The following is a 25,276-nucleotide window of genomic DNA, read 5'->3' on the forward strand; positions in this document are numbered from 1 at the left end:
GCGTTTGCGACCGTAATGAACGAGGAGGTGCCGCAGATGAACCAGCGCGTTGGACGCATCGCCAAGCCCGCAGGCCTTGTAAAGGCGCTGCTCTACGCGCGCGTCTCTTCCAAGGAGCAGGAGAAGGAAGGCTTTTCCATCCCAGCGCAATGCAAGCTGCTGCGCGACTACGCCCTGCAACATCGGTTCGACGTCGTGCAGGAGTTTATCGATGTCGAGACGGCCAAGACCAGTGGCCGGACAAACTTCACCGAGATGGTCAAATACCTGCGAAAGCACCCCGGCATTCGAAGCGTCCTGGTCGAGAAGACCGACCGGCTCTATCGCAACCTGAAGGACTGGGTGACTCTCGATGAACTGGATATAGAAATCCACCTTGCCAAGGAAGGTGTGACGCTATCGCGGGACTCGCGCTCATCTGAAAAGTTCATGCACGGCATCAAGGTCTTGATGGCCAAGAACTATATCGACAACCTGTCGGAAGAAGCGCGGAAAGGGCAGACGGAGAAGGCGGAGCAGGGCATCTGGCCTACCAAGGCTCCGCTGGGCTATATCAACACCACGGGCAAGGATGGCAGAAAGGTTATCGAGCCGCATCCTGAACTGGCTCAAGTCGTCACACAGCTGTTCGAGCGCTACGCAACTGGACAGTATTCACTCAAGGCCCTGGCCAAGGCAGCCCATGGCGATGGGTTGATCTATCCCACGAGCGGCAATCCGGTTCCGGTCAGCACGGTGCATACGATCCTCCGCAATCGCCTCTATACGGGGCTGTTCCAGTGGAACGGCAAATTGCACCGGGGCAAGCACGAACCGCTCGTATCGATCGAGCTATGGGAGCGGGTCCAGGGCATCCTGACGGGTCGCAATGCGGTGCCGACGCACCCGATAGGAAACGAGTTCGCCTTCACCGGCCTGATCACCTGCACCGAATGCGGCTGCGCAATCGTGGCGGAGATCAAGAAGGGCAAATATGTCTACTATCACTGCACGGGGCATACCAACAAAGGCCGGGGCGGGTACGGTGATTGCCGCCGCAAATATGTCCGCGAGGAAGTGCTCGATCAGGCCTTCGCCAACTTGCTTGACCGCTTGCATTTCGACGAAGAGATACTGGAATGGGTAAAAGCAGCCCTCGTGGCCAGCCATGCCGACGAGCGCCGCGAGCACGAGCAGGCGATCCACCGTTGCCAAGTCGAGTACAAGCGGCTCGAGGACCGGCTGCATGCCATGTATCTCGACAAGCTCGATGGCCGCATCGACAACGCCTTCTACGACCGGATGTCGGCACAGTGGCGAACCGAACAGACGCGGCTGCTTCGCGAGATAGAGCGCCATGGCAGCGCCGAAGAATCATACATGGAGGACGGCATCCGGTTGTTGGAGCTGGCGCGCAACGCTAGCCGAATGTTTGCAAAACAGCCTGCGCAGGAGAAAAAGCGGCTCTTGAATCTTGTGCTGTCGAACTGCCACTGGGACCAAGGCGAGGTTCACGCGGTCTTCCGGCAACCGTTTGATCTGCTTGCGGAAACGGTCGCTTCTGGAGCGGCGATAGGCACACAGCGGAGCGATTTATCAACAGGGAGTCCAGTTTGGCTGGGGAACCTGGATTCGAACCAGGACTAACGGAGTCAGAGTCCGTGGGTCTACCGTTAACCTATTCCCCAAAAAGCCTTTGATATCAAGGCTTTGGCCGAACGAGCGAAAAGCGGTTAGACACTTTTCTTGCGGGAGTTAGACAAAACCCGTTCTCGTTTCGAGCCGGCTTGTATCACATTCGCCATGTCGATCAAGACCCCTGATACGTCCGCGCTCGAAGAATAATGCTCGGCCATCTCGATCGTTTCCTGGCCAAGGAAATTCTTGATGTCCTCAAGCCTGTATCCTTGTTCCCGCAGGTCGGTTGCCACCGAATGCCGAAGGCCATGCATCGTCAAGCCTTTGTTGGCGAGCCCTCGCGCCACGCAATCGTCGAAGAATTTTCCGATCGATGCGGAAAAGCCCATCTCCGTCCAAGGCTTCTTGTGCGAATTGAGGCAGAGCATCGTGACGTCAATCTCTGAAACAGGCCATGCCTCCAGCGCTTCGTCCAGAATCTTGCGCAGCTCGCCTAACGCCGGCAGCTTCATGATTTTGCCGTTCTTCGACGCTCGGAAGGAGATATAGCCGTCCCGATAAGCCATTCGCGGCAGCCGCAGGATGTCGCCGCGTCGCATGCCCAGGAATCGGGCGAGCGCGATTGGAACCTTGTAGTGGAGCGGAGCGGCGGCCAGCACGTTCACGCGCTCCATCTTCGTCCACGGGCGATTCTCTTTGCGCCGGTCCTTTGCGATCTTCGCCTTTTCCAGCTCAAGGCAGGGATTGGATGTCACCAGGCCATATTCCTTGCCGTGCTTGAAGGCCGATGACAGCATGGCCATCATATGGTTGGTAAAGGCGCCACGCCGCTTCTTCACGGTCTTGTCGCGCAGCTTGGCCATGAACGCAGTGTCGATCAGGGCAAAAGGTGTGCCCGAGATCGGCTTCAGATGGTCCATGTACTTTTGGTAATCGGACTGCGTGCGCGGGGCGAGATCGGTGAACTTCGGTGACTTCTTGTAGCTTTCGAGCAGCGCGCCGAGCGTGCCGGATTGTGCGGTCTTTGGCGCTTGCAGCTTGTCGAGACGGTCGACCTCAGCGGCCAAAGCCTGGCCAGTCAGCTTCGGATCGATCGGCGTTCCGCTTTTGCGGTGGTAGACGCGCTCGATGCCGAGCCGGTCCTTGTAGCGTTTCAAACCTGTAATCTTAATTCTCATCGAGCAACCCCAGCCATTCGTCTCCCGTTGCCGGCTCCGATTGGTTCCGGCCGTCCAGCCACCTATCAAGCGCGCGCACGTCATACCGAACCAGGCTGCCGATCCTGGTCGGCGAAACCCGAACATGTGTCCTCAGCCATTCAACCGACTTGCCGCCGCAATATTCGGCGGCCTCGGCGGCAGAGAGCATGCGTTTCGAGGGCAAGGGCACTGCGCGCTGTCTCCGTTCAACCGGCTCGCGCCGCGATGCCGAGATAGCGCTGCAGACGTTCGATGAAGGCAAGCTCTGCCTTCATGGCGCCCCATGGCACGATGGCGCCAACCAGCTTCGGCGGTGGCAGCGCTACGCGCGGCAGGCATGCGCTTCGGGAGCTGGCGCCGAACAGAGCCGCGGCCTCCGCGACCAGCATGCGATCGTCCATTTCGCGAATCTGACCAGCGTACCGACACACAGCGTTGATGTCGGGCAGACCGGCCGCCTGGTAGATCGCCACGTCGATGCTACGCTTGACCGAGGCGAGCGCGCGGTGCGCCAGCCTATCGACAAAGTCTGCGTCTCCCAGTCCGGCCTCGGCCGCCAGCCTTGCGATATGAAGCTGTATGAGGTCGACCGCCGGCCTGGTGATGTCGCCCAGCGCATATTCGTGCCCGTCATGCAGGAGGAAGTAGCCCGCGGCGACGCCGTCGCCGGTCTCCCGGTACAGGGCATCGGAGCCCATCACGGAATGCTGTGCCACCGAATAGGCCGGGCAACGGTAGAGCCCATTGAACCGCGCGAGCTTGGACAGCGTGTTGGCCATGTCGGCAAAGCTGATGTCGGTTGGTTTGGGATCGACCAGGTCGAAAGCGGATCCGTCCGGCTTGAAGGTCGGGATCACACTTGCCGTGCGGACGCGCCTTGCTTGCTCCGGCATCATTGCGTCACCTGCGGCATGGCGGCCTCCACCGCGTGCAGAACGCTGTTCCGGATGGCGGGGAAGATTGGCAAGGACTCCAGGTAGCTCGACAGCACCGCCATGCAGCGTTCGCGCTGACCGGGCCACGGGTCGAGCAGGAAGGCGCCCCTGGCGGCACAGTACTCGCCCCAGGCCTGGATCAGTCCTCGCGTAGGTTCCGCGTCCGCCGGGAGTGGCAGGCGGTTGGGTGCCGCATGCCTAGCCTTCTCGATCATGTCCTCGAGCAGATCAGGGCGAAAGGTTAGTTGCTTGGTGCTCGTCAGCACCGCCATCCTTGCCGCATTGTCGCGGAATTCGACTATTTCGGAGCTGGTAAAACCCGCCCGGATGAGATCTTCGGCCTTCACCCCGCCGCTGACAGCGTAGAGGTCTCGCATGGCTTCGGACATTTCAAGGCAGCGCGGGTGCGTTTCGACAAATGCATCAGGGAAGGCTGGGCGGTTGTGCGACGAGGGTCTGCTGATTTGCTGCAAAGTCGTTCTCCTTGTGAGGTTCGTCAGATGGCGCCCACCGTGACGGCGGCGCAGAACAGAAGGGCGGCGATGAAGGCTGCATATGGGAGCCTGTTCGCGAGCGCTGTGGCGTTGTGATAGCTTGCCGGACGCGAGGCTGAAGCAGGGGGGATTGAGTGAGGAAAGTGGTTTGGGCTGCCGCGATAATTTGGTGCGCCGTCGCGGGGCAGGCATTCGCCTATAGCGACAGGCAGATGGCAGTCATATCCCATCTCGGGCAGGCTATCGCCGGTACGAAGATCTGTTCGAAGTTGGAAATTAGCCAAGGCGAAGTGGCCGTGATGATCACCGCCTACAAGGTTGACCTTGGCGACCCCACCGTCGCGGCGGTCATTCGCAGCAAGGTCGACGAGACCGTCAGTGCCTGGGCCGGTAAAGGCGAGGACCTGGCTTGCGCAGGGGCGCTCATCCTCTACGGCCCGAGCGGTTCCAACGTTCCAGGGTTGCTGCGCATCAAGGACTGATTTCATCTGCCTACTCCGATACTGATATGGTAGGTAATGCCTACCTACCTTGTCAAGCGGAGTAGGTTGGCTTTGCCACTGCCACTCTGTGGATTGCTGCACTGCTGCGGATTTGTTTGTACTTGTTTTGTTCTCGGCCGTGAGTCACACTGTCGCGGCAGAGGAGGCAGTGTTGCTGACGTATTTTGTTGTCCAGAGTTTCAATTTCACGCCCAGAGGAGCGATCACGGCCGGAAGCGCGGTGGAGGTGCAGGATATCGAGCATGCTCTGCGCCTCGCAGAAAAACTGGCCGAGTGCTCGGCCGGAGTCGTGGCTTTCAGCCGGACGGGCGATCCTGCGAGCGGCGAGTTCGACGACGCAGTTATCCTTTATGCCAACGGGACTGTTCCGGTGCTTGAAGCTGAAATGTCGGTAGCTTGCTGAGAGCCGGATCAAGCAAATTTCGGATCTGAGTCGGCGAAGCAACGCGACTTTGTGACCGCTTTTTGAATGATCGCAAGAACGCAACCGGGGGCCGGTTCGGGCGTTTGTCTCGGGCCGGATAGCGTTTCTGTCAGCGACAAGGACCAAACTTTGCATTCTTCTAATAATGCCGATCGTCTTGTTCAGAGCGTCGTAGACTACGCGATTTTCATGCTTGATACCCACGGGAGAATCCAGAGCTGGAACCCCGGCGCGGCCCGCATCAAGGGCTACAGTGCCGATGAGATCATCGGTAAGCATTTTTCGGTGTTCTATACGGAAGAGGACCGCAACGCAGGGGTACCGGAAGCGGTGCTCAAGGTAGCGGCAAAGGAGGGAAGATTTCACGCGGAAGGCTGGCGCGTCCGCAAGGACGGTAGCCGTTTCTGGGCGATGGTGGTGATAGACCCGATTTTCGACGACGGGATACTCACCGGGTTTGCCAAAGTCACGCGCGACATGACCGAGCATAGAGAAATGCAATTGGCAGCTCTGGAAACCGAGCGTCGATTTCGTCTGCTGGTGCAGGGTGTGACGGACTACGCCATTTACATGCTCAACCCCGAAGGCAACATCACCAACTGGAACACCGGCGCCGAACGCATCAAGGGCTACAGCGAAGCAGAAATACTCGGCCAGCATTTCTCAATCTTCTATACCTCTGAGGACAAGGAGGCGGGCCTGCCGGCCCGGGTGCTCGAAGCGGCCGGGAGAGAAGGTCGTTATGAGGCGGAGGGCTGGCGGGTCAGAAAGGACGGAAACAAATTCTGGGCGAATGTGATCGTCGACGCCATTCGCGATGACAAGGGTCAACTGATCGGCTTTGCCAAGGTAACTCGCGATCTGACGGAACGGTTGGCAACCCAGCGGGAACTCGAGCAGTCGCGAGAGCAATTGTTTCAGGCCCAAAAAATGGAGGCCATAGGGCAGTTGACCGGTGGTCTGGCTCACGATTTCAACAATCTGTTGACCGGAATATCCGGCAGCCTTGACGTGCTGAAAATGCGCTTGGCGCAAGGTCGGATCGACGATCTCTCTCGCTATATCACTTCTGCCCAAGGTGCCACAAAAAGGGCTGCCGCACTTACGCATAGATTGCTTGCATTTGCGCGCAGGCAGACGCTTGATCCGAAGCCGGTGAGTGTCAATGACTTGGTCTCTGACATGGAGGAGATGATCCGGCGCACGGTCGGCCCTTCCATCGACACGGAAGCTGTCCTTGCCATCGGCCTTTGGACCACCATTTGCGACGCCAATCAGCTCGAAAATGCCATCCTCAATCTGTGCATCAATGCCAAGGACGCAATGCCTGAAGGTGGGCGGCTCACCATCGAAACTGCCAACATGTGGGTGGATGATCATATCGGCAAGGAACGTGACATGCGTCCCGGCCAGTACGTTAAGATCAGCGTCACCGACACCGGGACGGGCATGCCGCCGGACGTCGCGGCCCGCGCGTTCGATCCGTTCTTCACCACCAAGCCCACCGGGCATGGAACCGGCCTTGGCCTTTCAATGATATATGGCTTTGTCCGTCAGTCGGGCGGCCAGGTGCGAATCTATACGGAGATGGGCAAAGGGACCACGGTTGCCCTTTATCTGCCTCGCCATTGGCTTAGCCCGCAACAAAACGAACAGCCGCAGATCGAGGAAACGCAGTTGTCGGGCGAAGGCGGAACGGTGCTTGTCGTTGATGATGAGCCCCTGATCAGGATGCTCATCACCGAAGTCCTGGGCGAAATTGGCTACAGGGTTATCGAAGCGGCCGACGGGGCGACGGCGTTAAAAACTGTGGAAGCTGGCGAAAAGATTGACCTGTTGATTACGGATGTGGGGCTCCCCGGGGGCATGAACGGGCGCCAACTCGCCGATGCGATGCGGCAGACGGAGCCGAAACTCAAGATACTGTTCATCACCGGTTATGCGGAAAACGCTGCTGTAGGGAACGGTCACCTTGCTCCAGGCATGCATGTTTTGACGAAGCCGTTCGCGATGGAAAGGCTCGCTTCCAAGATTGCCGATATCGTGAACGAAGAGGAATAGCGTTTCGGTCCTCGCCCGACTTAATCCCGCCTTTTCGCGAACGCCCACACCATCAGCGGGTATTCCTCGTCGTTGCTGAGATCCCGCCACACGCCATAAGCCCGCACCGGCCCGCCAATATGGGCCTTGGCGCAGGCCTTGTTGCCCCAGCCGAAGGCCTGCACGTCATCTTCGGCGAAGCCGCCTTCGACCATCAACTGCTTGAGCCCGGCGGGCGTCCAGCGGTTGTAGTCGTGCGGGCGCGCATGCACGCGAAACAGGAAGGGTGTGGCCACCATCGCCCAGCCGCCGGGCCTCACCATAGAGTGGATGTTGGCGGCGGCCGCTTGCGGGCGCTGCACATGCTCCAGCACCTGGTCGGCGATGACGATGGAAAATTGCTCCTCGGTGCGATCTTTGCAGATATCGAAGTCAGGGAAATCGACCGAGCGATAGTTGGGGCAGAGCGCCCGCCAATATCGGTTCCAGCCCGGCGAGATTTCGATCACGTCGCGCGACTTGCGGTCGGCCGCTTCAAGAAATGTCGTGAAGGCTTCGATCTGGCGGATGCGCAGCCAGTTGCGCTCGTCATAGCGAAGCAGCCGCTTTACGGCATGTTTGCTTCGGTTCTTCAGGGCAACGGCAAGGCTTGTCATTCACGACCTCCTCCTGCCCGCCGTCTCAATAGTGTAGGTCCAAAAGCGCGCAAAAGCATGACGGAAAAAGGGCTGCCGCAAAGGACGGAAGATCAGACAGTGCTAATCGAGCTTGCTGTATCTCGGCATAGGGATAAGCTTGGCTGCTGTTGGGGAGAGGGTTGAAGTTGGTCCGTCGATCGGCTCGAGCTCATCTGCTTGGCTTGATAGCAGCGGTCGTGTTGCCGGTCTGGCTATTCGCCGCCTACCTGCTGGTTGCCTACGCGCTGCATGAACAATCGCGGCTAGAGCAGGAAGCACGCTGGACTGCCCGTCAGATGTCGCTGGTCGTAGAAGGCGAACTGGCCAGTCTCCAAACCCTTCTCGACGGGCTTTCGAAATCTCCGGCCCTGGCGGCTCAAGACTGGCAAGCCTTCGGCAGCGAAGCCCGGCGCATCGTCCAGGGTACGGATCAGATAATCACGCTCCGGGATTTCGACGGTCGCGACCTCGCGAGCAGCCAGCCGGGCAGGACGCCGGATCTGCCGGAGCGTCCCCTTACGGCTCCCGAGCATGAACAATTGCAACTCGCCGGTATCCTGGTCAGCGACGTATATGCCGCGCCGGGACCGAACGAATATCGTATTGCGGTTGCCAAACAGGTGTCCGGCGCAAAGGGCGTGCCGCTGCTGCTTTCGATCTCGGTCCCCACGGAACGCATTCGCCTTGTGATGCTGCCCGCCGTACCCGATGGATGGATCATCGGCGTTGGTGACCGTGAGGGAAGATATGTCGCGAGGTCGAAGCTGCACGACCAGGTGACCGGCAGGCCTGGTTTGCCCGAATATGTGAGTAAAATCGTAGGGCGCTCGGGTAGCTTTCACTCGCGGAATTTCGAAGGCAACACCCTGCTGGCAGGCTATTACAGGTCTCCCTATTCGGAGTGGTTCTACACCGCCAACATTCCCTTGGCTGACGTTCAGGCACCTCTCTGGTGGTCCCTCGCACAAATCGGTGCGACGGGTCTCGCAGCGCTGCTCATATCGCTGGCTCTCGCCTACGTCGTGGGCAGAAGAATCACCAAAGCTACCGGTGATCTCGCCGCGAGCGCCGATGCGCTTGGGAGCGGCCGCGCAGGTCAGGAAGTCTCCACCTCAGTCGCCGAGTTCGCCTCGATTTCCAAGGCCATGATCGCTGCCCAGCATGCCATCTCGAAGCGCACGCGCGAGCTGGAGACGGTTCTGGAGACTGTGCCGGCCGCGGTCTGGTTTACCTACGACCCGCAGGCGCACCAGGTCATCCGGAACCGGTTCGCGGCCGAGCTTATGGGCCTGCCAACCGAGGGGCGCGATCTCTTCGGCAGGCCTGACCAGGTAATCGCCACCTTGGCATATAAGGATGGCCAGCCTGTAAGCCGGGAAGATCGGCCGCTGAGCAAGGCCATGCGCGGCGAAAACACCAGCAACGAAGAATTCGTCTACACCTTGCCGACGGGAGGGCAGCGCTATCTGCTTTCCAGCGCCCGGCCCATTCGCAGTCCGCAGGGATCGATCATTGGGGCGGTGCAGATCAGCTTGGACATTTCCGAGCGCAAACGCGGCGAAGAACAGCGCCAGTTGCTCGTTAACGAGTTGAACCATCGCGTCAAGAACACCCTTGCCGTGGTCCAAGCGATAGCCGGCCAGATCCTCCGCAACGCCACCGGCCTCGAACAGGCAAGAACAGCCTTATCAGCCCGCCTCGTGTCGCTGGCCAAGGCACACGACATTCTCACCCGACAGAACTGGAGCGGAGCTGATGTCGCGGAAGTTATTGCGGCCTCGGTAGGGTCTCATGCGCCGATTGAGCGATTTGATTTGTCCGGGGACAAGATCTGGCTGCCTCCGAACACAGCGCTCTCCTTCGCCCTGGCGTTTCACGAACTTACGACGAACGCCATCAAACATGGAGCGCTTTCGAATACGAAAGGCTCGGTTTCCATCTCTTGGCAAATTGAAAAGCACAGCGAGGGAATAAGCATTCTCGAACTGGAATGGCGCGAGCAGGGCGGTCCACCGGTCGCGCCCGGCAAGGCAGGTTTTGGCGCGCAACTGCTGCAGCGGGTCTTCGGCGGAGAAAAGTCGGGGGGCGTTGAACTAATCTACGAGCGCGCGGGAGTGCGCTGCCTTTTCACAGTTCAGTTGGAACGCCAACAAGCTTTGAAGCCGGCCGACTGATCTTCACAGGGGAAGACCAGCCGGTCGGCCTAACTGTCCTAGTAATTGCCGTTGTAGTACCGGTCGTCGCAGGGCGCGGTGTAGATTTGGCCATAGCGGTCCTGGTAGCGGCAGAGCTGCTGCCCGCGGCGCTGCGGCGTGGTGGCCGAGCCGACGACGGCGCCGAGCAGCGCGCCGCTCGCGGCACCGATCACCGTGCTCTTGGTGTTGCCGCCGATCGCCTGGCCGACCAGGGCGCCGCCGGCGCCGCCGAGCAATGCGCCGGTGGTGGCGCGCTGCTGACCCTCGGTCTGCGTCTCGCAGCCGGCAAGGGCCACGGTCATGAGCACGGCCAGAATAGCCTTCTTGATAATCATCACTAGAACTCCTCTGAAGCCCCAGGGACTGACGACGGGGGCGAACGAAGCTGAACTGCGGTCGCATTGCGGCGGAACGGCGGCACGCCGGCTCACGAAGTGAATCACGGTTTCCCCGCAGTTGAAAGCCATGGTTGCCAAACGGGTAAGTTCGCTCGGCAACGGTAAACAGCCGCCCCGTTCAGTTGATCTTCAGCGGCACCAAAAATGCAGGCCAACCGCGATGCTCCGGATCCAGCTCGATTTGCTCAAGGGGGGTGGGGAGCGGAACCGCTTTGCCGTCTTCAATCATCCCTTCCACGTGGAACGCCAGAGCCTCCTCAGCAAGGTCGCGCGCCTCGTCAACAGTTGTGCCGGCGGTCACTACGCCGGGAAAGTCGGGAAATGACACGCCGAAATGGCTGCCCGCCTCTTTGTGGATCAGTCCGACATATTGGCGCATTGGTGGCTCTTGCCGCCCGACGATTGGCCCCTAGGTTTAAAGAACCCGTACAACGGGGCACGGCGATGGACAAGTTTGCAGCGGCCGGCAAGCCTCCCCAAGAGAGGCGCAGAGTTCGCGCCGCCCAATATTTACGCATGTCCACCGAGCACCAGACCTATTCCCTTGATAACCAGAGGGACGCAATCCGCAGTTATGCCGAGGTCATGGGCTACGACATCGTTGCGACATATGAAGACCCGGGCCGAAGCGGATTGCACCTGGAAAGCCGGCCCGGCCTCAAGAAGCTGCTCTTTGACGTGGAACATGGTCTTGCCGATTTCGAGACGGTCGTCGTCTACGACGTGAGCCGATGGGGCCGGTTCCAGAACATCGATGAAAGCGCCTCTTACGAATATCGATGCCAGATGGCCGGCGTGCGGATTGAATTTTGCGCCGAGCAATTCGGGAATGACGGTACCGTCGGGTCGGACGTGCTCAAGGCCATAAAACGCAGCATGGCGGCGGAATATAGCCGAATGCTGTCACAGAAGGTCTTCATGGGCCAGGTAAGGGCGGCCGGGATGGGGTTCCACGTCGGTGGCTTGCAGGGGCTCGGACTAAGACGCCTGATGATCGACCAGTCTGGTCAGCCTAAGCTGGTGCTCGCTCGCAACGAGCACAAAAACCTTCAATCTGACCGGGTCGTTATCGTGCCGGGCCCGCCGGAGGAGATAGCGACTGTTCAGCTGATCTTTCGCCTGTTCGTCGGGTCGCGCAAAAATGAGGCCGACATCGCGAGATACCTGAATGCCCGGGGGATCGGGAACGACTTCGGCCGGCCATGGAAGCGAGAAGGGGTGCGCCGTATCCTCACCAACGAGAAATACATCGGCAATAACGTCTGGAATCGTCGCTGCACGAAATTCAAAAGCAAAATGGTGTGGAATCCCCCGGACCAATGGGTAAGGGCTGAGAACGCCATTGAGCCGATCGTCAACCGCAGATTGTTCGAGAAGGCGCAGCAAAAAATAGAATTGCTGTACCCGCGCATGAGCGATGATGAAATGCTGGCGGCACTGCGCAGTGTCTACAAACGCGAGGGGAAGCTGTCTGATGAGATCATCAATGCAGCGCCCGAATGCCCCTCGAGCTGGCGCTATAGATCGCGTTTCGGAGGCCTGCTTAATGCGTATAGGCTGATTGGCTTCCTGCCGCCAAGGAAGTGCCACTTCATGGATCTAAGGAAGCGCCTCGAAGCTACCCGCCACCAGGTAATGGAAGACCTCTTGGTCGCGATCAAAGGGGCCGGCGGGCAGGCTTCTTATGACCCAGAAACTGAGCTCGTCCGGGTCAATGAAGAGTTCACTGTGGTGATCGCGATCGCTCGTTGTCGCGTCTCGCACAGCGCCTATCCCCGCTGGTCTTCGAGGCCTGCAGGAGAGGTCCCGGCGGATATCTTCGTTCTCATCCGAATGCATCCGGGCGACCTGGCCATCCGCGATTACCTGATAGTCCCGATGCATGAAATCGCCGAGATCAGGGGAGATTTCCACGTCAACAATGGGATGAGGCTGGATTCGTTTCTTTACCCATCCCTTGATCCGCTTGTGGCGCTGGCTGAGCGGGCATCCGTGGGGAGCGCTGCATGAAGGCACGCGGCAAATCTTTGGGACTGGAAGCCGCCTACCAGGTTCTGCAGAACAGCCGGACCCGGCACGCCGCGCTAGTGGACGAAATGTACGAACCCGCCCGTTTGTTCACAGGTCCCTGGCTCTGCAAGACCTATGAAGCTGAATGCGAAAGAACCCGCAAATTGACGGCTGAGGCGCAGATCCCTCGTGACCGGCTCGAGACTATAGTTCAAGCGATGCGAGATCCGTTGAAGGAGGAACGATTCCGCCGTCTGTTGTCGGCCGAAGGCCTCGCAGCCGTGCCAAAGACGCTGGCCCTGCGGATCAATGGCGAGCAACCGGCGCAAACCGCTTGTCCTCCTGCTGAGCCGAAGCCTTTGATCAGCGGAATCTCGTCCGAGGTGCTGGATCTCCTGCAGGATTTGTATACGCCGCCCCAAGTCTTCGCCTCGCTGCGCAGAATGCTGCCGGAAAGGCAACTCAAAGCCGCAAGGCTGATGATCGCCCTGAACCGGGCGAATTTCCACTATGCGCAGCTTCTCAGCACACTTACGCCAGTGTCGCAGTTGGCGGACCCGTCCAGGCCGAAAAGGAAGTTTGCCAGCGTAACAGCAGAGCAGCTGGCTGACATGGAAATCGAGTTTGACGCGTTGAATGATGAATTCCTGCGCTGCGCCGCTCACAGTGGCACCTGGGCGCTCGAGCTTATGGCAGCAAGGTCCTATCTCGACCGGCTGATGGAGAATGCGCGGGTGATTAGATACCTTGCGCAAAATTTCCCCGGGCAGCTCGCAAAGCTGCAGACGATCCTGGATGTCCCGATGGGCCGGGAAGCTCTGGCAGGCCATGCGAAAAAGACGGGACGAAGGCGCAAGCACCTTGTTTTCTAGGTGACGCGTTTTATGGGGATGCCTGTCGCTCTGAATGCTTCAGGATCGTCCCGTTGCCTCTCCAGGGTTAAGGCATATCGTCACCGCCGGGGCCGTGCAGGAAAGATTGGATTTCATGCATGTCGATGTTCCCGTCGCCATTCTGGTCGATGGCGGAGAACACCCGGCCGACGGCGTCCTGAACCTCATTTTCGGACAGCGATCCGTCACCGTTCGTGTCCAAAAAAGCGAACATAAGTCGCATTCCGGCGCCGCGCATCATGCGGGGTCCATGATGTCCGGCCATTCGGTGCTCACCGGGCGGGCCGCCGTAGCGATGTCTCTGCCACCGATCGCCGCCAAGGTCGGTATCCTTTCGCGCGTTCTCGTCCTGTCGACGATCGTCGGCCACCTCCGAATTTCGATCCTGTTGCATCTTCTCCTGGACCGCCTGATCGATCATCTGGCGGATCATCTCACGCATTGGGCCGCCTGCCTGCCCATTGATGTCCGGCATCTGTCCGGCTCCGGGCTGTTGGGTCGTTGGGGCTGGGGTGGGGGTTCCGTTTGTCTGGGCAAGAGCGGGGAAGGCCGCGAGGACAAAAACGGCGGCAGTCGCCGTGCAGCGGGGATATCTCATGGAATGCTCCATTAATTGGAAGTGGTTTGCCTCCTTGTGCAGCTCAAACTGGGGTTCTGCTCGATTGTTCCTGCTGGTGATCAGGCGCGAGCCCCTTATCTTCCCACCTCAATCCAGGCGGGCGCGTGATCGCTGGGCTTTTCCCAGCCACGGGTGTCGACGTCGACACCGGCATCTCGGATGCCTGCCGCGACGGACGGGCTTACGAGCAGATGATCCATGCGCAGGCCGGAGCTCCGGTCGTATCCGCCGCGATAGGAGAAATTCCAGTAGGTGTAGATGCCTTTGTCCGGGTGGATCCGTCGCATCGCATCCACCCAGCCCAGGCTCAACATGCGAGCGTAGGCGTTCCTGCTTTCCGGGAAGAAAACGGCATCGCCCAACCAACGCCGAGGGACCACAGCATCTATCTCGGTGGGCACGACGTTGTAGTCGCCACAAAGCACGGCGCGCTCCCCCAGCAGCGATTTGCTGTAATCGGTGAGACGCTCGAACCAGCGCAGCTTGTAATCGAACTTGGGCCCCGGCGCCGGGTTGCCATTGGGGAGATAGATGCAGCCGACGACGAGACCTTCGATCTCCGCCTCGAGATAGCGGCTGTGCGTGTCGTCGGGATCGCCAGGCAGGCCGCGGCGGCGCTCGACCGGCTCCCTCCCACGCGCCAGAATTGCCACACCGTTATAGGATTTCTGACCGTGCCAGATGGCGCCGAAGCCGGCGTCCTGTATTGCTTCGATGGGAAATTTCTCGTCGGACGTTTTCAGCTCCTGGAGGCAGACAACGTCATAATCGGTCTCGTTCAACCACTTCAGGAGCACGGGCAGGCGGCCGTTGACGCCATTGACGTTGAAGGTCGCGATCCGGGTCACGATTTTCTCCGTGCGTGGTTTGCCTGCGCTTGCAACGCAATGACAGCCCGCGAGTTCAACCGTTATGGTAACGAACCGGGACTCGCCGACGTTCCTCACCTTGAAGCGAACGCGATCGGAGCGCCATTAGAAGTATGCCCGCCCGCCGAAAGAGTGACCCAGTAGGGAAACTGATGGCTGAGTGGCCGCTTTCGGCGGCGGCCACCTTAGGGTCATCGATGCGGGCGAGGGGCATTTTCCTCGAGATCCGCGCTCGCTTGCCTGCGCCCCTGAGGAAGCTGCTTCACATCGAATCCCGGGTGCTCACCTTGCGGCTGCCGGAGGACTCGGATGCCGACGTTGCGGCGGCGGCGGCGATCGTGTCCGAAGCCATGCTTGACATTGAGGACCTGCCCGTCATCCCTCGCGAGGTTGAGGACATCTTGACGATCTCTTCCGGCGAACGGCATCGCTGGCTGAAGGACGGTCGACTGCAAAGCGCGGGGACCAGAACAGTCAAGCTCCGCGGCCGCGCCAGGAAGATCACCTTCCACGTGTTCGATCCGCGCCACATCGAGGATGTTCTCGATCGCGACCTGGTCACCGTCTGGCGCGAGGAAGACGCCGCCACCCGCGCCGAGAACCGGCGACGCGCCGCCGCAAAGGCGGCCTTGAAGCGCGCGCAGAAAAAGAGCAGCGGACCCGCAAGTCATACACAAGACGAGTCGCCCCTCCTAAGAGGCTGGGAAGACTTCGATTTGGACGGGCTTTTGCGCTGACGGGTGCCGGAGCGGCGGCGCCGCGAGGATATAATCTTCAGTCGAAACTTTGCCAATCGTATGGGTTGCGAGGTCCATGACCACAGTCCGATCCGGCGATTGCCGTTTCGACCCCGGCTTTAACGAAGAACGCCGGGCATTTGCCCGGCGTTGTCAGTTGCAACAATTCTAACGGCTTAAAACTTGAGGCCGATTCCGACGCGGAAGTCATGTGTCTGGGCGGTGTGCTGGAGCACGCAACCGCCACCGCAATAGTCGAACGTCTTCTTTCCGAAGAACGAGAAATCGTACTCGCCACGAAGGAACACGTTGTGGGTAAGGGGTACGTCAACGCCCGCGCCGACAATCCCACCGACGGCCGTTCCGTTCCGTTCCGCAAAGCCGATCGCATTGGTCTTCAACTGGGACGCGATGACACCCGCCGTCAGGTAGGGAAGGACCCCGCCCATCTCCATGCCGACCCGGCCTTTGACCGAACCGAACAGGCCGAGCGACTCGTCGAGATCACCGGGGCCGGGCACGTCGTGGAAGTGGCCCTTCTTGAACCGGTAGCCGAGTTCGCCTTCGACGCCATAGACGATGTTGCCCGACTGGAAATTGTAGCCGGCGAAGCCGCCGATCGTCGGCGAGCCCACATTGTGCGTCACATCGGCGCCGATGTTGGGCTCGCGGATCTTGTAGTGCTCGAGAGTGCCAGCACCGAAGGCGCCAGCATAGAAGCCCTGCCAGGTCCACTCGGTCGTCGGAGCCCCTTCCAGGACGTCGGCCGCCATGACCGGTCCGCATAGGCCGAGGGCAACGGCAGAAGCAAGCAAAAGAGATTTCATATTTTTCCCCGCAGGCAATCTTACGTTGAATCGCAATCTGCCACAGAGCTTGCGGGATTGCTGTTGCGGAAAGATCACTAATGCAATCGTTCTGCGCGTTGGCCACCGGTCGATATCGACGGGCTTTTCCGCTGATTGCGACCCGGACTGTCAGGTCTTCGGCGGCCCGCAGCGCCCTTTGAGCACCGCGATCTCCGTCTCGTGGTCTCCGCCGGACATCGACGCGACCGGCACGCCGATGAGGAAGACGCCCAGCGCATCGCCGTTCGCAGCCTTGTTCTGCTGGTTTGTCAGAGTCGCCAGGCGCTCCTTGTCGGCTTGGGTGCAGGGGCCAGCATTGGGCACGCCTGCTATTTTGTCCGGTGGTGTCGCGCAGCCTGCAATGCAAACGAAAGCAGCGACGGTTAAAACAAACCGCTTCATAGCCCCCCCAAAAGTCCCAAACCCGCTGCCAACGTTGCTTAGCTTGCCTCGAATGGCAAGCCGCCAAACTCGGATTCGACAACAAAACGCAAATGAAGCATTATGCCAGCCGGTGTCGGGGGATGCCTCTGTGAATTTGCGATCGTATTTTGCCGCGGCGAGTGTGGTGCTGTTGTCGGGCTGTGCTGCTGACTATTTGAACAATTACGATACGATGACGCTTGCGTCCGGCGACGCAAACAACGCCAATTCGCTTCTGCAGACGGTCGATCCCTTCAATCCGAACAGCAACAACACGCATATCGAAGGCGACGGGCAGCGCAGCGTCGCTGTGATCCAACGCTATAGATCGCCCGCGTCGGGCGGAGGCGGCTACATCGGCAATTGTCCGACCGATGAAAGTAGGGCTGCGGATGGATCGCGCTGTGGCGGCCGCTCGGCCGAGAGCCGCCCGGGCGGCGCGCCGTGATCGGCATCGACAAGTCCCGTTACGACAATCGCTCCGACCAATGGCGGCGACGCACTGGCGCGAAACGCTCACGTGCCACTCGATGGGCCAGCGTGCCGTTTCGTCTCGTGCTCGTGACGGTCGCTGCGGTATCCGCCCTGGTCACGCAATTCGTCATGCACAACAGTGCGCCCCTGCCGGAAATCAACCTGCAGAACATCATCAAGCCGAGGCCGGTGTCGATCGTCGGCGCCGCCTCGGTGATCGATGGCGACACGATCGAGATCCACGGCCAGCGCGTGCGCTTCAACGGCATCGACGCGCCGGAGAGCCGGCAATATTGCGACGACGCGAAGGGCTTTGAATATCCCTGCGGTCGCCGCTCCGCCGAAGCGCTGGACAAATTCCTGGCCGCCTCCAGGCCGGTGCAATGCGCATTCGTGACTTGGGACCGGTACGGGCGCTTTGTCGGCACCTGCACGCGCGCCGACGGAGCCGACGTCGCCGCCTGGATGGTCGAGCACGGGCAAGCGCTGGACTGGCCCAAATACAGCAACGGCGCCTATTCAGCGCAACAGGCCATGGCACAGGCTGCAAAGCTGGGCCTATGGGTTGGCAACTTCCAAGCGCCATGGGATTGGCGGGCCCAGCACAGCGACGTTCCGCAGGCGCCTGCGAAACCAACTTTCGCGCTCGACGGTGGGAATGGCGGCTGCAACATCAAAGGCAACATTTCGGCGGGAGGCGAGCGGATCTATCACGTGCCCGGGCAGAGATATTACAGCGTCACAATCATCAACGAGACCAAAGGGGAGAGATGGTTTTGCTCGGAAGCCGAAGCCATTGCGGCCGGATGGCGAAGGTCGAAGCGATAGATTGACGACGTCCGAACGAGGGAGCCGGCTGTGCGACTTGGGCAAGGGAGGATCAGGCCCAACGACTGTGGCGTGGGTTGATGCCCCATGCTATGCGTCCCCGATGGGTGGTAGGATTGCAAAGTCGGGGATCGCCACAACCGACCTGGCCATGCGGTTCAGGCGAGTTGCAATCCAACTTTACAAATCTTTCTGCATAGGCCAGACCCTATCGCACCCTCCAACCATTGCTCCCCTTCCGAACTGGAAAGGTTAACACCATGGCGGCCAACAGCCACGTGCTAAAACAGGATGTGATGGTCCCCATCAAGGACCTGAAATTCGATCCTGAAAACCCTCGTGTACCGACCGAGAAATTCGAGAACGAGGAAGCGGCGGTACAGTACCTCAAAGACGAATACGACCTTGAGGAACTGGTTCAGTCCATTTTATCCTCAGGTTGGATCGACTTCGAACCCCTTATCGTACAGAGCAAGACTAATATTGTATTCGAAGGAAATCGGCGGTTAGCGGCACTACGGCTTATTGAAAGTCAAGCACTCCGTGATGCAGTTAACTATCGACTGCCAGACATCCCAAACGCAAAGCAATTGCCCAAAGAGGTAAGGGTTCGCTATGTGGATACTCGGGGGGAAGCGCGCCGCTTCGTAGCCTTCAAGCACATTAACGGGCCATTTAAGTGGGATGCGTACGCGAAGGCGAAGTATGCTACCGACTGGCTGGACGAAGGCGAAGACGTCGACGTAATAAGTAGAACGCTCGGGGACAATCACAACACGGTTCGTCGTCTTATAGCGGGTTTTCGGGTCCTTGAGCAGGCGCAAGAACGCGGATTTGATATCAACCAGAGAACGAAGAAGCGTTTTGCTTTCTCTCATTTATACACGGCTGTCTCTCGCCCGGGTGTCAGAACATTTCTCGGAATTGAGGATGACGAAGACTTGTCGAAGGTCCCGGTCCCAGCAGCAAACGGAGAACAGCTCGATCAATTGATGTCATGGCTTTACGGGCAGGAACAGAAACGTGAGCCGACCGTAATCGCGAGCCAAAATCCTAACTTGAACCAGTTGGTTCGAGTTATAGAAAATAAAAATGCGTTGGCTGCCTTAGTGAGCAGCAGAAGGCTTGATCAGGCATTCGAACAGGTCGAACCACCTTCAGAGCGCTTCAAAGAGGCGCTTTTGGCTGCGTCAAAGGAATGTGAAAACGCATTAGGACTATCAAGTTACTTCGATGGCGACGAAACGTTACTTGCCATGATCAGAAACTTGGCCACGACCGTCAGAACTTTGCGAGACACCATGGTCAAGAAAAGCTTGGGCGACGCTGAGGATCTGTGAGTGCGCATCATCCCACCCGATTTGAATTCTAGTAGAGCAAGGTTTGCGGACTGGCTGGAGATCTTAACACTCGCCAGCGACGCCGGTGAGGTTTCGGTGTCCGTAGTGCGCTCACTTCTCCGAAGAGCGTCAGACGATAGAATCTCGGCTAAGGACCTCGACGCTGACGGTGATGACACTGGTGAACCAGAAGTCACCGACAGGGCGGCTGACGACCTTGAGGAGCGGGTCGTTGAAGAGCTTGTATTGCGGTCTAGGACTGTAAACGCAGCTTATCCTTTCGAGATTAAGGTCGGAGGGAAGCTTGGCGAGTCACAGGTTTTGAAAAGGAAGGCAACCTGTTTTGATCCGAAAACGGGCCAACTGTTTTACACGTTCTGTCTGCTCGACTCAGGAATTCGAGACGCCATCATAAAGGTGCCAAGAGATTCACAAGCCCTGGTCACACAGATTGGGAACATTTTCCAAATTTGCTCTTGCATCGCTGTTGGTGGTTATACAAAGGCGCAGGTGGTCTCGTTTGGATTTCCTCGGGCCACAGGCGACGCATTCCTCCCAGCGCTCAAAGCCGTCTGGAGCAAATATGGCTCGTTCTCTGTGCGGCCTGACATCCCGCATGGCTTCGACGACAAGCTCAAGGACGGTGGCATCGACATCATAGCTTGGCGCCCGTTTGAAGACGGACACGCAGCCACGTTCTTAATGTTTGCGCAGGTAGCGTCCGGACTTGGCTGGAAAGACAAGCCGGTGGCCAACGATGTCAGAGCCATTCGTCAGTGGTTTGTTGATGAGCGGTTTGAGCACTTTTTGCCCGCTATTTGTATTCCCTTTCCGCTTTGGTTCGACTTGGACGAGCCACCCAGGGACCTGCTCGGCAACAGACAGCCCTACAGCGCGGGTGTGCTCCGGCGTTTTATGGTGAGGGAAAGTGCGTTCGGTGTCATATTCGACAGGGGGCGAATCGCCCTTTCATGCGCAGAGGCGTTTGGTGGTCCTGGCGGTCCACTGAATGGCATTGAAGGAATGGATAGGGTGGACGACGTTTCCGTATGGGTCGACAGAGTCATGCAGGGACTCGCTGAACGTCGAGCTGCTGCATGAGGCACCCGCTTCATTCTATTTGCCCTTATTTCGCTATGTTCCCTGAAAGCTTCGTGGCCGAGCAGCTTTTTGCATATACGCGCCCGAATGAGTTGGTCTTCGATCCGTTTTGTGGGCGTGGGACGACCGTGCTGGAAAGTCTCCTTAATGACAGGCGGGCCATTGGATCCGATATCAACCCCGTCGCGGCTTGCGTAGCTGGAGCAAAGGCCCAGGTCCCTGATCTTCTCCACGTTTTGCAACAGGTCGATGAGCTTGAAAAAAGTTACCATTCGTCTGATCATGATGCGGTAGCGCAAAGTGAGTTCTTCCAAATGTGTTTCCATCCGGAGACCTATTCTGAGGTGACGTTTCTGCGCGATAATTTGGATTGGAGGAATAGCTCCGTTCATCGCTTTATAGCAGCCGTTCTGCTGGGTATCTTGCATGGCGAATCACATCGGTCGGCTTTGGCTTTAAGTAACAGGATGCCGAGAACAATTAGTACAAAGCCGGACTACTCGGTCCGCTGGTGGAAAAAACACGGGTTGAACCCACCCCGACGTGAGACTTTTAAGATTTTAAGAGAGGCAGTAGCTTTCCGCTATTCCAGAGTACCGCCTCGCAAGCAGGGGGTAGTAGTGGAAGCCGACTCACGGACCGCCGGGGATCGATTCCTGAATTTTCAAGGGCAAGTGTCCTTAGTGGTCACTTCGCCTCCCTACCTCGACACTACCGATTACTCGGAAGATCAATGGCTTCGGCTGTGGTTCTTAGGAGGAGCCGAGCGGCCGGCGACTCGACTAAATCGCGATGATAGGCTCACAGTAGTAGGCGACTACTGGGTGTTTTTGCAGGACATTTGGGCCGGGATTGTTAAGCTTTTGCGCCCTGAGGCGACTATTGTGGTGCGGATAGGTGGAACGCGCCTTAGCAAAGAAGATCTGTTTGAAGGTCTCCAAACGGGGCTGCAGTTCGCTATGCCAAATCGCAAGATTCGGCCGTTGCACCAGGGGCGTTCATCTGAAATTGCGAAACGGCAAACCAACTCGTTCCGGCCCGGAACCAAATCGGACCGGATGGAACACGACTTTGCTTTCCGACTAGGTTAGCTCGCTTGGATCATCGGGCATTGTACTTCCCCACCACCCGATGACAGATCGGCCAGTCGACGCGGCTCTCCGTAAACGTCTTCGCCGGCCGGTATTGCTCCAGCGTCCACTCCCGATCGTTCATGCCGACCAGGCGCTTGATGATGGCTTCCTCGTCGCCGCGCTCCTTGGGAGGGGTGTGGAAGAACACAGCGTCGGAGTCGCGCGCCGGCTGGAGATGCGGGTTCACCAGCGCGGTATCCCCGGGCCAGTAGGCAGGAATCATGGACTCGCCGCGCACCAGGATGCCGTAGCCGCCTCGAACATTCTGCAGCACCGCCGGCCGCTTTACCCAGTCGATCGCCTCGAAGGTGACGATCATATGGCCTTCGCCGCCCATGGCGGCGGCGTAGATCGGCAGGTCGCGGCCGCCGACCAGCTCGTCGCCGGGGATAATCGGGGTGCGCGACGCTCTCGGCTTCGGCTCGCGCACGATGGGCACCGGCGCCGCGCCTGAGGCGTCGAGCAGCCAGGCGACATCGGTCTTGAGCATTGCGGCAAGTTCGGGCAGCCGCTCCATCGAGGGGCGGGTGGTGTCCGCCTCCCATTGCGTGACCGACACGCGCTTGATGCCGAAGTGATCGGCGATGTCGTTCTGCGTCAGGCCGGCAGCCTCCCGCGCCTGGCGCAGGCGCTGGCCGAGGGACGTCGAGTCGGTGCGTATCGTCGCGATCATGCCGCAGCATAGTAATTATTGCTTACTTTTTTGCAAGCGATTGCCTGTTGACATAGTAGGTAGGTAATACCTACCATCAAGCCATGATCGAAATCGTCAGAATCGCAGCCGCCAAGGTTGGCGGATTGGGCGCGCTCGCCTCGCATCTGGGCATCCGTCACCAGGCTTTCTATTCGTGGAAGCGGGTGCCGGCCGAACGCGTGCTCGACATCGAGCGCGCCACCGGCATCTCGCGCCACGCGCAGCGGCCCGACCTCTTCGGTCCCGATATCCTTGCCGGTCCCGCGTCCTCCCAAGCCGGGACCGGCAGCGGCGAGGAGGCGCCGCGATGAGCCGCGCCTCCTCGGTCAAAATGCCGCAAAACGGCCGGCGGAGCGGCCGTATGCCCGTTGATTTCACGCTTTTCGCGCTCTTCCTCGAAGCCCGGCGCATCCATCGCGGTAAGTCCCCGTCGCGCGTGGCGAGGGAAGCCGATGTCGAGGTCGACGCCGTGTTTCGCGCCGCGCGCGGCCGCGATCCGGGCGCCGATGAGTTCCTTGCGCTCTGCGCCTGGATCGGCGAGGAGCCGGCGCTTTTTCTCAAAAAGGAGGTCAGGCATGGTCAGGCTCGCTGCCTATGACTATCGCGAATTGGGCAAGCTCTTGCGGGCCAAGCTCAAGGAAGACGGCCGCGGCTGGCGGGCCTGCGCTGGCGACATCGGGGTAAGCGCCTCCGACCTTTCCCGTATCTGCAACGGCCAGAGCGTCTCGGCGCCAAAGGTCATCGCCGTGTGCGATTGGCTGAGGCTTTCCTTCCGCGCCTTCTACCTGCCGCCGCCTGCCGTGCCGAGGCCGGAAATCGCCGAAATGTTTCACGGGAAGAGCACTGAAACGGAAAGGTCGGTCGATGTCTGAGAGGCTGGCAATCTTCGGCAGGCCGGAAGGCATCTGCCCGCGCAAGCTGTTCCGCCTGCCGCTACCCATGCAGGCTGAAGGCGTTCGGCTGCTTTTCGAGATGGGTCAGAGCATGGCGCAGGTGAAGGCGAGGCTCGGGCTGTCGGGGCAACAGGTGCGGGGGCTGTTGAGCGCCGAAGGCAAGTTCACGCGCGGCGGCGAAGGGATCGGCCAGAACGAATGATCGAGCGCGAGGAAATCATAGGCGATTGCTGCCGAGCCTCGACAGGAGACGCTGCTTTTCCCTCAGCAGATCTCGAAGATTCCGCCCTTCCGCACAGCCTCGAGTTGCCGCGTCACCACGATATGCGCCATCCTCGCCCACATTTCAAAAGCAGTGCGGGCATCTCTGACAGGCGTGCGTCCATCATAGGCATCGCAACATGCTTCGCTGGCGGCGCGGTGCAGCTTGCAACGCCGTTGCAGCGGCCACTCCTCGAGGAACTCGATCGCGTCCATCGCGCAGCAGATTTCTCTCGCTCCGAATTCATCGTCCACCACGAGCGGTGGGTCAAATTGGTCAGCCATAGCTTCCTCCGCCCGGCTGCTTCAACGCGGCCAGAGAGCAAACATTCACGAATTGTCGAAGGGCGCCCGTGGCGCTGTGGTGAAGATATCGGGACGGCAGCCGAAAGCTTCAAGACGTTGTCCGAGCAGGGGCAGAAATGATGGAAGACGCCCTTGCTCTCTTTGTCGAGGACGCGCGCGCTGTATCGATCGAGGATGCAGCCAAGAGGCTCGGTTTGAGGTTCAGCGGGAGCCGATACGAGCACCCGCAGCCATGCCCGCATTGCGGCGGCACCGACACTTTCGCCTTCAACACCGCCAAGAACAAATGGAATTGCCGCGCCGGCGGCGTCGGCGGCAATGACGGCATCGGCATGGCCGCGCATTGCGAGGGCCTGGACCTGCATCGCCGCGCGCATTTCCTGGAAGCCTGCTCGATCGTTCTCGACCGGTCGGTACCCGATGAGGCGGAACAGGAAAGCGCGGAAGAACGGAACCGAAGGCTGAGGCGGATCGAGCAGCGCCGGCGGGCGAACGAAATGCAGGCCGCTGGCAAGTCAGGAACTCAGCTCGAGTTCCGCGAGCGGGAGCGGCAGAGGGCTCGCGCGATCTACGACGCCGCCGCGCCTGTCGGCAGATACGGGCGGCCGGTCGCCGACTATCTGGCTGCGCGCGGCTGCGGCGAGATCGGGTCCTCGCGGTGGCTTCGCTATGCGTCCAACCTTGCCTATTGGCACGGGCAGGACGAGCGTGGGCGTCCGGTTGCTCTTCATGCCGGGCCGGCGATGATCGCGCCATTCATCGATCGGTCGCTTACCGCAATCGGCTGTCACATCACCTGGCTCGATCTTGCCTGCGCGCCGAAATTCCGGCCGCAGCTCTTTGACCCTGCCAGCGGTGAGCTGTTGCCGTCGAAGAAGATGCGCGGCTCGAAGAAGGGCGGTCTGATCCCGCTGTTCGGCGATCCGTCGGCGCGGCGCTGGGTTGGCGGCGAGGGGATCGAGAACGGCGCCGCCTTTGCTTGCTGGGAGAACTGGCGGCCCGACACCTTCTATTTTGCCGCCGGCGATCTCGGCAATCTGGCCGGACCGGCGGATGCCGCCTCGCGCTTCGCGCATCCGACGCTGAAGAAGCCGGATGCGAAAGGTGTGCCGCGGCCGGTCATGGTGGCGGGGCCTGTGCCTCGAACTGATCCGGGTGACGAAGACGCCATTTGGGTCGGCGATCACGTCGAGGAGTTGGTGCTGCTGGCCGACGCCGATTCCGAGCGCGTGATGACGGCGGCCGCCATGGCGCGTGCCCGCGCAAGGCATGCGCGGCCGGGCAGGGCGATACCGATCGTCTGGCCGCGTCCCGGTTGCGATTTCGCCGCGATGGCGGCGCAGGCAGCGAGGGTCGCGTGAGCCG

General features: G+C 59.8%; 30 protein-coding genes and 1 tRNA gene. 18 read left to right on the plus strand and 13 right to left on the minus strand.

Features of this window, described 5'->3' with window-relative positions:
- Positions 1-36: 36 nt before the first annotated feature.
- Positions 37-1,626, plus strand: a complete 1,590-nt coding sequence (locus MJ8_RS14985) for a recombinase family protein (RefSeq protein WP_201415080.1) — start codon at positions 37-39, stop codon at positions 1,624-1,626.
- Here MJ8_RS14985 and MJ8_RS14990 read toward each other — a convergent pair.
- From MJ8_RS14990 to MJ8_RS15005, 4 genes are all read right to left on the minus strand, one after another.
- Positions 1,594-1,667, minus strand: a tRNA-Gln gene (locus tag MJ8_RS14990). The two genes, MJ8_RS14985 and MJ8_RS14990, sit on opposite strands and share 33 nt — an antisense overlap.
- A 45-nt stretch (positions 1,668-1,712) precedes the next feature.
- On the minus strand, positions 1,713-2,921 hold the full coding sequence (locus MJ8_RS14995) for a tyrosine-type recombinase/integrase (RefSeq protein ID WP_201415081.1): 1,209 nt from the start codon (positions 2,919-2,921) through the stop codon (positions 1,713-1,715).
- A 101-nt stretch (positions 2,922-3,022) separates the two neighbouring features.
- Positions 3,023-3,709: a hypothetical protein gene (locus tag MJ8_RS15000; protein WP_210345620.1), complete on the minus strand. Its 687-nt coding sequence runs from the start codon at positions 3,707-3,709 to the stop codon at positions 3,023-3,025.
- Positions 3,709-4,224, minus strand: coding sequence for a hypothetical protein (locus MJ8_RS15005; RefSeq protein ID WP_201415083.1), 516 nt, complete (start codon positions 4,222-4,224; stop codon positions 3,709-3,711). Before MJ8_RS15005 ends, MJ8_RS15000 begins: the two co-directional genes overlap by 1 nt.
- 233 nt (positions 4,225-4,457) lie before the next feature.
- Between MJ8_RS15005 and MJ8_RS15010 the strand changes: the two genes are divergently transcribed.
- From MJ8_RS15010 to MJ8_RS15020, 3 genes are all read left to right on the plus strand, one after another.
- Positions 4,458-4,727, plus strand: a complete 270-nt coding sequence (locus MJ8_RS15010; RefSeq protein ID WP_201415084.1) for a hypothetical protein — start codon at positions 4,458-4,460, stop codon at positions 4,725-4,727.
- A gap of 172 nt (positions 4,728-4,899) precedes the next feature.
- On the plus strand, positions 4,900-5,151 hold the full coding sequence (locus MJ8_RS15015) for a hypothetical protein (protein WP_225248269.1): 252 nt from the start codon (positions 4,900-4,902) through the stop codon (positions 5,149-5,151).
- A 210-nt stretch (positions 5,152-5,361) separates the two neighbouring features.
- A complete protein-coding gene (locus tag MJ8_RS15020; RefSeq protein ID WP_263649675.1) occupies positions 5,362-7,233 on the plus strand; it encodes a PAS domain-containing sensor histidine kinase in 1,872 nt (623 codons plus the stop codon).
- A gap of 20 nt (positions 7,234-7,253) precedes the next feature.
- On the opposite strand, the gene MJ8_RS15025 is transcribed toward MJ8_RS15020, so the two are convergent.
- Positions 7,254-7,868, minus strand: a complete 615-nt coding sequence (locus tag MJ8_RS15025; protein WP_201415087.1) for a class I SAM-dependent methyltransferase — start codon at positions 7,866-7,868, stop codon at positions 7,254-7,256.
- A 161-nt stretch (positions 7,869-8,029) separates the two neighbouring features.
- On the opposite strand from MJ8_RS15025, the gene MJ8_RS15030 reads away from it, so the two are divergent.
- A complete protein-coding gene (locus MJ8_RS15030) occupies positions 8,030-10,063 on the plus strand; it encodes a sensor histidine kinase (protein WP_201415088.1) in 2,034 nt (677 codons plus the stop codon).
- Between the two features lie 38 nt (positions 10,064-10,101).
- On the opposite strand, the gene MJ8_RS15035 is transcribed toward MJ8_RS15030, so the two are convergent.
- Positions 10,102-10,419: a YMGG-like glycine zipper-containing protein gene (locus MJ8_RS15035; RefSeq protein WP_201415089.1), complete on the minus strand. Its 318-nt coding sequence runs from the start codon at positions 10,417-10,419 to the stop codon at positions 10,102-10,104.
- 181 nt (positions 10,420-10,600) lie between these two features.
- The gene (locus MJ8_RS15040; RefSeq protein ID WP_201415090.1) at positions 10,601-10,861 is read right to left on the minus strand and encodes a type II toxin-antitoxin system HicB family antitoxin; all 261 of its coding nucleotides are present in this window, start codon (positions 10,859-10,861) and stop codon (positions 10,601-10,603) included.
- Between the two features lie 65 nt (positions 10,862-10,926).
- On the opposite strand from MJ8_RS15040, the gene MJ8_RS15045 reads away from it, so the two are divergent.
- Together MJ8_RS15045 and MJ8_RS15050 are read left to right on the plus strand one after the other, a co-directional pair.
- Positions 10,927-12,492 carry a recombinase family protein gene (locus tag MJ8_RS15045; RefSeq protein WP_201415091.1) on the plus strand — a complete coding sequence of 522 codons (1,566 nt, stop codon included), beginning with the start codon at positions 10,927-10,929 and terminating at the stop codon, positions 12,490-12,492.
- A complete protein-coding gene (locus tag MJ8_RS15050; RefSeq protein WP_201415092.1) occupies positions 12,489-13,364 on the plus strand; it encodes a plasmid partitioning protein RepB C-terminal domain-containing protein in 876 nt (291 codons plus the stop codon). The genes MJ8_RS15045 and MJ8_RS15050 overlap by 4 nt, the downstream gene beginning before the upstream one ends.
- Before the next feature lie 67 nt (positions 13,365-13,431).
- On the opposite strand, the gene MJ8_RS15055 is transcribed toward MJ8_RS15050, so the two are convergent.
- Positions 13,432-13,860, minus strand: coding sequence for an EF-hand domain-containing protein (locus MJ8_RS15055; protein WP_225248270.1), 429 nt, complete (start codon positions 13,858-13,860; stop codon positions 13,432-13,434).
- Positions 13,861-14,078: 218 nt separating this feature from the next.
- Positions 14,079-14,852: an exodeoxyribonuclease III gene (gene xth, locus MJ8_RS15060; protein ID WP_201415094.1), complete on the minus strand. Its 774-nt coding sequence runs from the start codon at positions 14,850-14,852 to the stop codon at positions 14,079-14,081.
- A gap of 134 nt (positions 14,853-14,986) precedes the next feature.
- On the opposite strand from xth, the gene MJ8_RS15065 reads away from it, so the two are divergent.
- Positions 14,987-15,610 (plus strand): hypothetical protein, encoded by a 624-nt coding sequence (locus MJ8_RS15065; protein WP_201415095.1) that lies wholly within the window; start codon positions 14,987-14,989, stop codon positions 15,608-15,610.
- Positions 15,611-15,786: 176 nt separating this feature from the next.
- Here the strand turns inward: MJ8_RS15065 and MJ8_RS15070 are convergent, their stop codons facing one another.
- Both MJ8_RS15070 and MJ8_RS15075 read right to left on the minus strand, forming a co-directional pair.
- Positions 15,787-16,383: an outer membrane protein gene (locus MJ8_RS15070; RefSeq protein WP_201415096.1), complete on the minus strand. Its 597-nt coding sequence runs from the start codon at positions 16,381-16,383 to the stop codon at positions 15,787-15,789.
- 204 nt (positions 16,384-16,587) lie between these two features.
- The gene (locus MJ8_RS15075; protein WP_201415097.1) at positions 16,588-16,860 is read right to left on the minus strand and encodes a hypothetical protein; all 273 of its coding nucleotides are present in this window, start codon (positions 16,858-16,860) and stop codon (positions 16,588-16,590) included.
- Between the two features lie 52 nt (positions 16,861-16,912).
- On the opposite strand from MJ8_RS15075, the gene MJ8_RS15080 reads away from it, so the two are divergent.
- The 5 genes from MJ8_RS15080 to MJ8_RS15100 all read left to right on the plus strand — a co-directional run bounded on the left by MJ8_RS15080 (position 16,913) and on the right by MJ8_RS15100 (position 21,715).
- A complete protein-coding gene (locus tag MJ8_RS15080) occupies positions 16,913-17,329 on the plus strand; it encodes a hypothetical protein (RefSeq protein WP_225248272.1) in 417 nt (138 codons plus the stop codon).
- Positions 17,326-18,183: a thermonuclease family protein gene (locus tag MJ8_RS15085; protein WP_225248273.1), complete on the plus strand. Its 858-nt coding sequence runs from the start codon at positions 17,326-17,328 to the stop codon at positions 18,181-18,183. The genes MJ8_RS15080 and MJ8_RS15085 overlap by 4 nt, the downstream gene beginning before the upstream one ends.
- A 260-nt stretch (positions 18,184-18,443) precedes the next feature.
- Positions 18,444-19,523 carry a ParB N-terminal domain-containing protein gene (locus MJ8_RS15090; RefSeq protein WP_201415098.1) on the plus strand — a complete coding sequence of 360 codons (1,080 nt, stop codon included), beginning with the start codon at positions 18,444-18,446 and terminating at the stop codon, positions 19,521-19,523.
- Complete coding sequence (locus MJ8_RS15095) at positions 19,524-20,624, plus strand: hypothetical protein (protein ID WP_201415099.1); 1,101 nt, start codon at positions 19,524-19,526, stop codon at positions 20,622-20,624.
- On the plus strand, positions 20,621-21,715 hold the full coding sequence (locus tag MJ8_RS15100) for a DNA methyltransferase (protein WP_201415100.1): 1,095 nt from the start codon (positions 20,621-20,623) through the stop codon (positions 21,713-21,715). Before MJ8_RS15095 ends, MJ8_RS15100 begins: the two co-directional genes overlap by 4 nt.
- A gap of 10 nt (positions 21,716-21,725) precedes the next feature.
- On the opposite strand, the gene MJ8_RS15105 is transcribed toward MJ8_RS15100, so the two are convergent.
- Positions 21,726-22,430: an XRE family transcriptional regulator gene (locus MJ8_RS15105; RefSeq protein ID WP_201415101.1), complete on the minus strand. Its 705-nt coding sequence runs from the start codon at positions 22,428-22,430 to the stop codon at positions 21,726-21,728.
- A gap of 83 nt (positions 22,431-22,513) precedes the next feature.
- Here MJ8_RS15105 and MJ8_RS15110 point away from each other — a divergent pair, with 83 nt between their 5' ends.
- The 4 genes from MJ8_RS15110 to MJ8_RS15125 are packed head-to-tail and all read left to right on the plus strand — an operon-like array spanning position 22,514 to position 23,546.
- Entirely contained in the window at positions 22,514-22,762 is a 249-nt protein-coding gene (locus MJ8_RS15110) for a transcriptional regulator (RefSeq protein WP_126083020.1), read from the plus strand.
- Between the two features lie 50 nt (positions 22,763-22,812).
- Positions 22,813-23,049 carry a hypothetical protein gene (locus MJ8_RS15115; RefSeq protein WP_201415102.1) on the plus strand — a complete coding sequence of 79 codons (237 nt, stop codon included), beginning with the start codon at positions 22,813-22,815 and terminating at the stop codon, positions 23,047-23,049.
- Positions 23,027-23,323 carry a hypothetical protein gene (locus MJ8_RS15120; RefSeq protein WP_201415103.1) on the plus strand — a complete coding sequence of 99 codons (297 nt, stop codon included), beginning with the start codon at positions 23,027-23,029 and terminating at the stop codon, positions 23,321-23,323. The genes MJ8_RS15115 and MJ8_RS15120 overlap by 23 nt, the downstream gene beginning before the upstream one ends.
- Positions 23,316-23,546 carry a hypothetical protein gene (locus tag MJ8_RS15125; protein ID WP_201415104.1) on the plus strand — a complete coding sequence of 77 codons (231 nt, stop codon included), beginning with the start codon at positions 23,316-23,318 and terminating at the stop codon, positions 23,544-23,546. Before MJ8_RS15120 ends, MJ8_RS15125 begins: the two co-directional genes overlap by 8 nt.
- A 62-nt stretch (positions 23,547-23,608) precedes the next feature.
- On the opposite strand, the gene MJ8_RS15130 is transcribed toward MJ8_RS15125, so the two are convergent.
- Positions 23,609-23,890 (minus strand): DUF982 domain-containing protein, encoded by a 282-nt coding sequence (locus MJ8_RS15130; protein ID WP_201415105.1) that lies wholly within the window; start codon positions 23,888-23,890, stop codon positions 23,609-23,611.
- 137 nt (positions 23,891-24,027) lie between these two features.
- Between MJ8_RS15130 and MJ8_RS15135 the strand changes: the two genes are divergently transcribed.
- A complete protein-coding gene (locus MJ8_RS15135; protein ID WP_225248274.1) occupies positions 24,028-25,272 on the plus strand; it encodes a P4 alpha zinc-binding domain-containing protein in 1,245 nt (414 codons plus the stop codon).
- Positions 25,273-25,276 lie beyond the last annotated feature (4 nt).

It is taken from the genome of Mesorhizobium sp. J8 (assembly GCF_016591715.1).
Taxonomy (GTDB): Bacteria; Pseudomonadota; Alphaproteobacteria; order Rhizobiales; family Rhizobiaceae; genus Mesorhizobium.

What these genes read in the sequence shown, in the direction of transcription:
- MJ8_RS14985 (WP_201415080.1), top strand. Translation starts at nt 37, where the DNA reads ATGAACCAGCGCGTTGGACGCATCGCCAAGCCCGCAGGCCTTGTAAAG.
- MJ8_RS14995 (WP_201415081.1), bottom strand. Translation starts at nt 2,921, where the DNA reads ATGTTCGGGTTTCGCCGACCAGGATCGGCAGCCTGGTTCGGTATGACG.
- MJ8_RS15000 (WP_210345620.1), bottom strand. Translation starts at nt 3,709, where the DNA reads ATGCCGGAGCAAGCAAGGCGCGTCCGCACGGCAAGTGTGATCCCGACC.
- MJ8_RS15010 (WP_201415084.1), top strand. Translation starts at nt 4,458, where the DNA reads ATGGCAGTCATATCCCATCTCGGGCAGGCTATCGCCGGTACGAAGATC.
- MJ8_RS15020 (WP_263649675.1), top strand. Translation starts at nt 5,362, where the DNA reads ATGCTTGATACCCACGGGAGAATCCAGAGCTGGAACCCCGGCGCGGCC.
- MJ8_RS15025 (WP_201415087.1), bottom strand. Translation starts at nt 7,868, where the DNA reads ATGACAAGCCTTGCCGTTGCCCTGAAGAACCGAAGCAAACATGCCGTA.
- MJ8_RS15035 (WP_201415089.1), bottom strand. Translation starts at nt 10,419, where the DNA reads ATGATTATCAAGAAGGCTATTCTGGCCGTGCTCATGACCGTGGCCCTT.
- MJ8_RS15040 (WP_201415090.1), bottom strand. Translation starts at nt 10,861, where the DNA reads ATGCGCCAATATGTCGGACTGATCCACAAAGAGGCGGGCAGCCATTTC.
- MJ8_RS15045 (WP_201415091.1), top strand. Translation starts at nt 10,927, where the DNA reads ATGGACAAGTTTGCAGCGGCCGGCAAGCCTCCCCAAGAGAGGCGCAGA.
- MJ8_RS15050 (WP_201415092.1), top strand. Translation starts at nt 12,489, where the DNA reads ATGAAGGCACGCGGCAAATCTTTGGGACTGGAAGCCGCCTACCAGGTT.
- MJ8_RS15055 (WP_225248270.1), bottom strand. Translation starts at nt 13,860, where the DNA reads ATGCCGGACATCAATGGGCAGGCAGGCGGCCCAATGCGTGAGATGATC.
- MJ8_RS15065 (WP_201415095.1), top strand. Translation starts at nt 14,987, where the DNA reads ATGCCCGCCCGCCGAAAGAGTGACCCAGTAGGGAAACTGATGGCTGAG.
- MJ8_RS15070 (WP_201415096.1), bottom strand. Translation starts at nt 16,383, where the DNA reads ATGGCGGCCGACGTCCTGGAAGGGGCTCCGACGACCGAGTGGACCTGG.
- MJ8_RS15075 (WP_201415097.1), bottom strand. Translation starts at nt 16,860, where the DNA reads ATGAAGCGGTTTGTTTTAACCGTCGCTGCTTTCGTTTGCATTGCAGGC.
- MJ8_RS15080 (WP_225248272.1), top strand. Translation starts at nt 16,913, where the DNA reads ATGGCAAGCCGCCAAACTCGGATTCGACAACAAAACGCAAATGAAGCA.
- MJ8_RS15090 (WP_201415098.1), top strand. Translation starts at nt 18,444, where the DNA reads ATGGCGGCCAACAGCCACGTGCTAAAACAGGATGTGATGGTCCCCATC.
- MJ8_RS15100 (WP_201415100.1), top strand. Translation starts at nt 20,621, where the DNA reads ATGAGGCACCCGCTTCATTCTATTTGCCCTTATTTCGCTATGTTCCCT.
- MJ8_RS15105 (WP_201415101.1), bottom strand. Translation starts at nt 22,430, where the DNA reads ATGATCGCGACGATACGCACCGACTCGACGTCCCTCGGCCAGCGCCTG.
- MJ8_RS15110 (WP_126083020.1), top strand. Translation starts at nt 22,514, where the DNA reads ATGATCGAAATCGTCAGAATCGCAGCCGCCAAGGTTGGCGGATTGGGC.
- MJ8_RS15115 (WP_201415102.1), top strand. Translation starts at nt 22,813, where the DNA reads ATGCCCGTTGATTTCACGCTTTTCGCGCTCTTCCTCGAAGCCCGGCGC.
- MJ8_RS15120 (WP_201415103.1), top strand. Translation starts at nt 23,027, where the DNA reads ATGGTCAGGCTCGCTGCCTATGACTATCGCGAATTGGGCAAGCTCTTG.
- MJ8_RS15125 (WP_201415104.1), top strand. Translation starts at nt 23,316, where the DNA reads ATGTCTGAGAGGCTGGCAATCTTCGGCAGGCCGGAAGGCATCTGCCCG.
- MJ8_RS15130 (WP_201415105.1), bottom strand. Translation starts at nt 23,890, where the DNA reads ATGGCTGACCAATTTGACCCACCGCTCGTGGTGGACGATGAATTCGGA.
- MJ8_RS15135 (WP_225248274.1), top strand. Translation starts at nt 24,028, where the DNA reads ATGATGGAAGACGCCCTTGCTCTCTTTGTCGAGGACGCGCGCGCTGTA.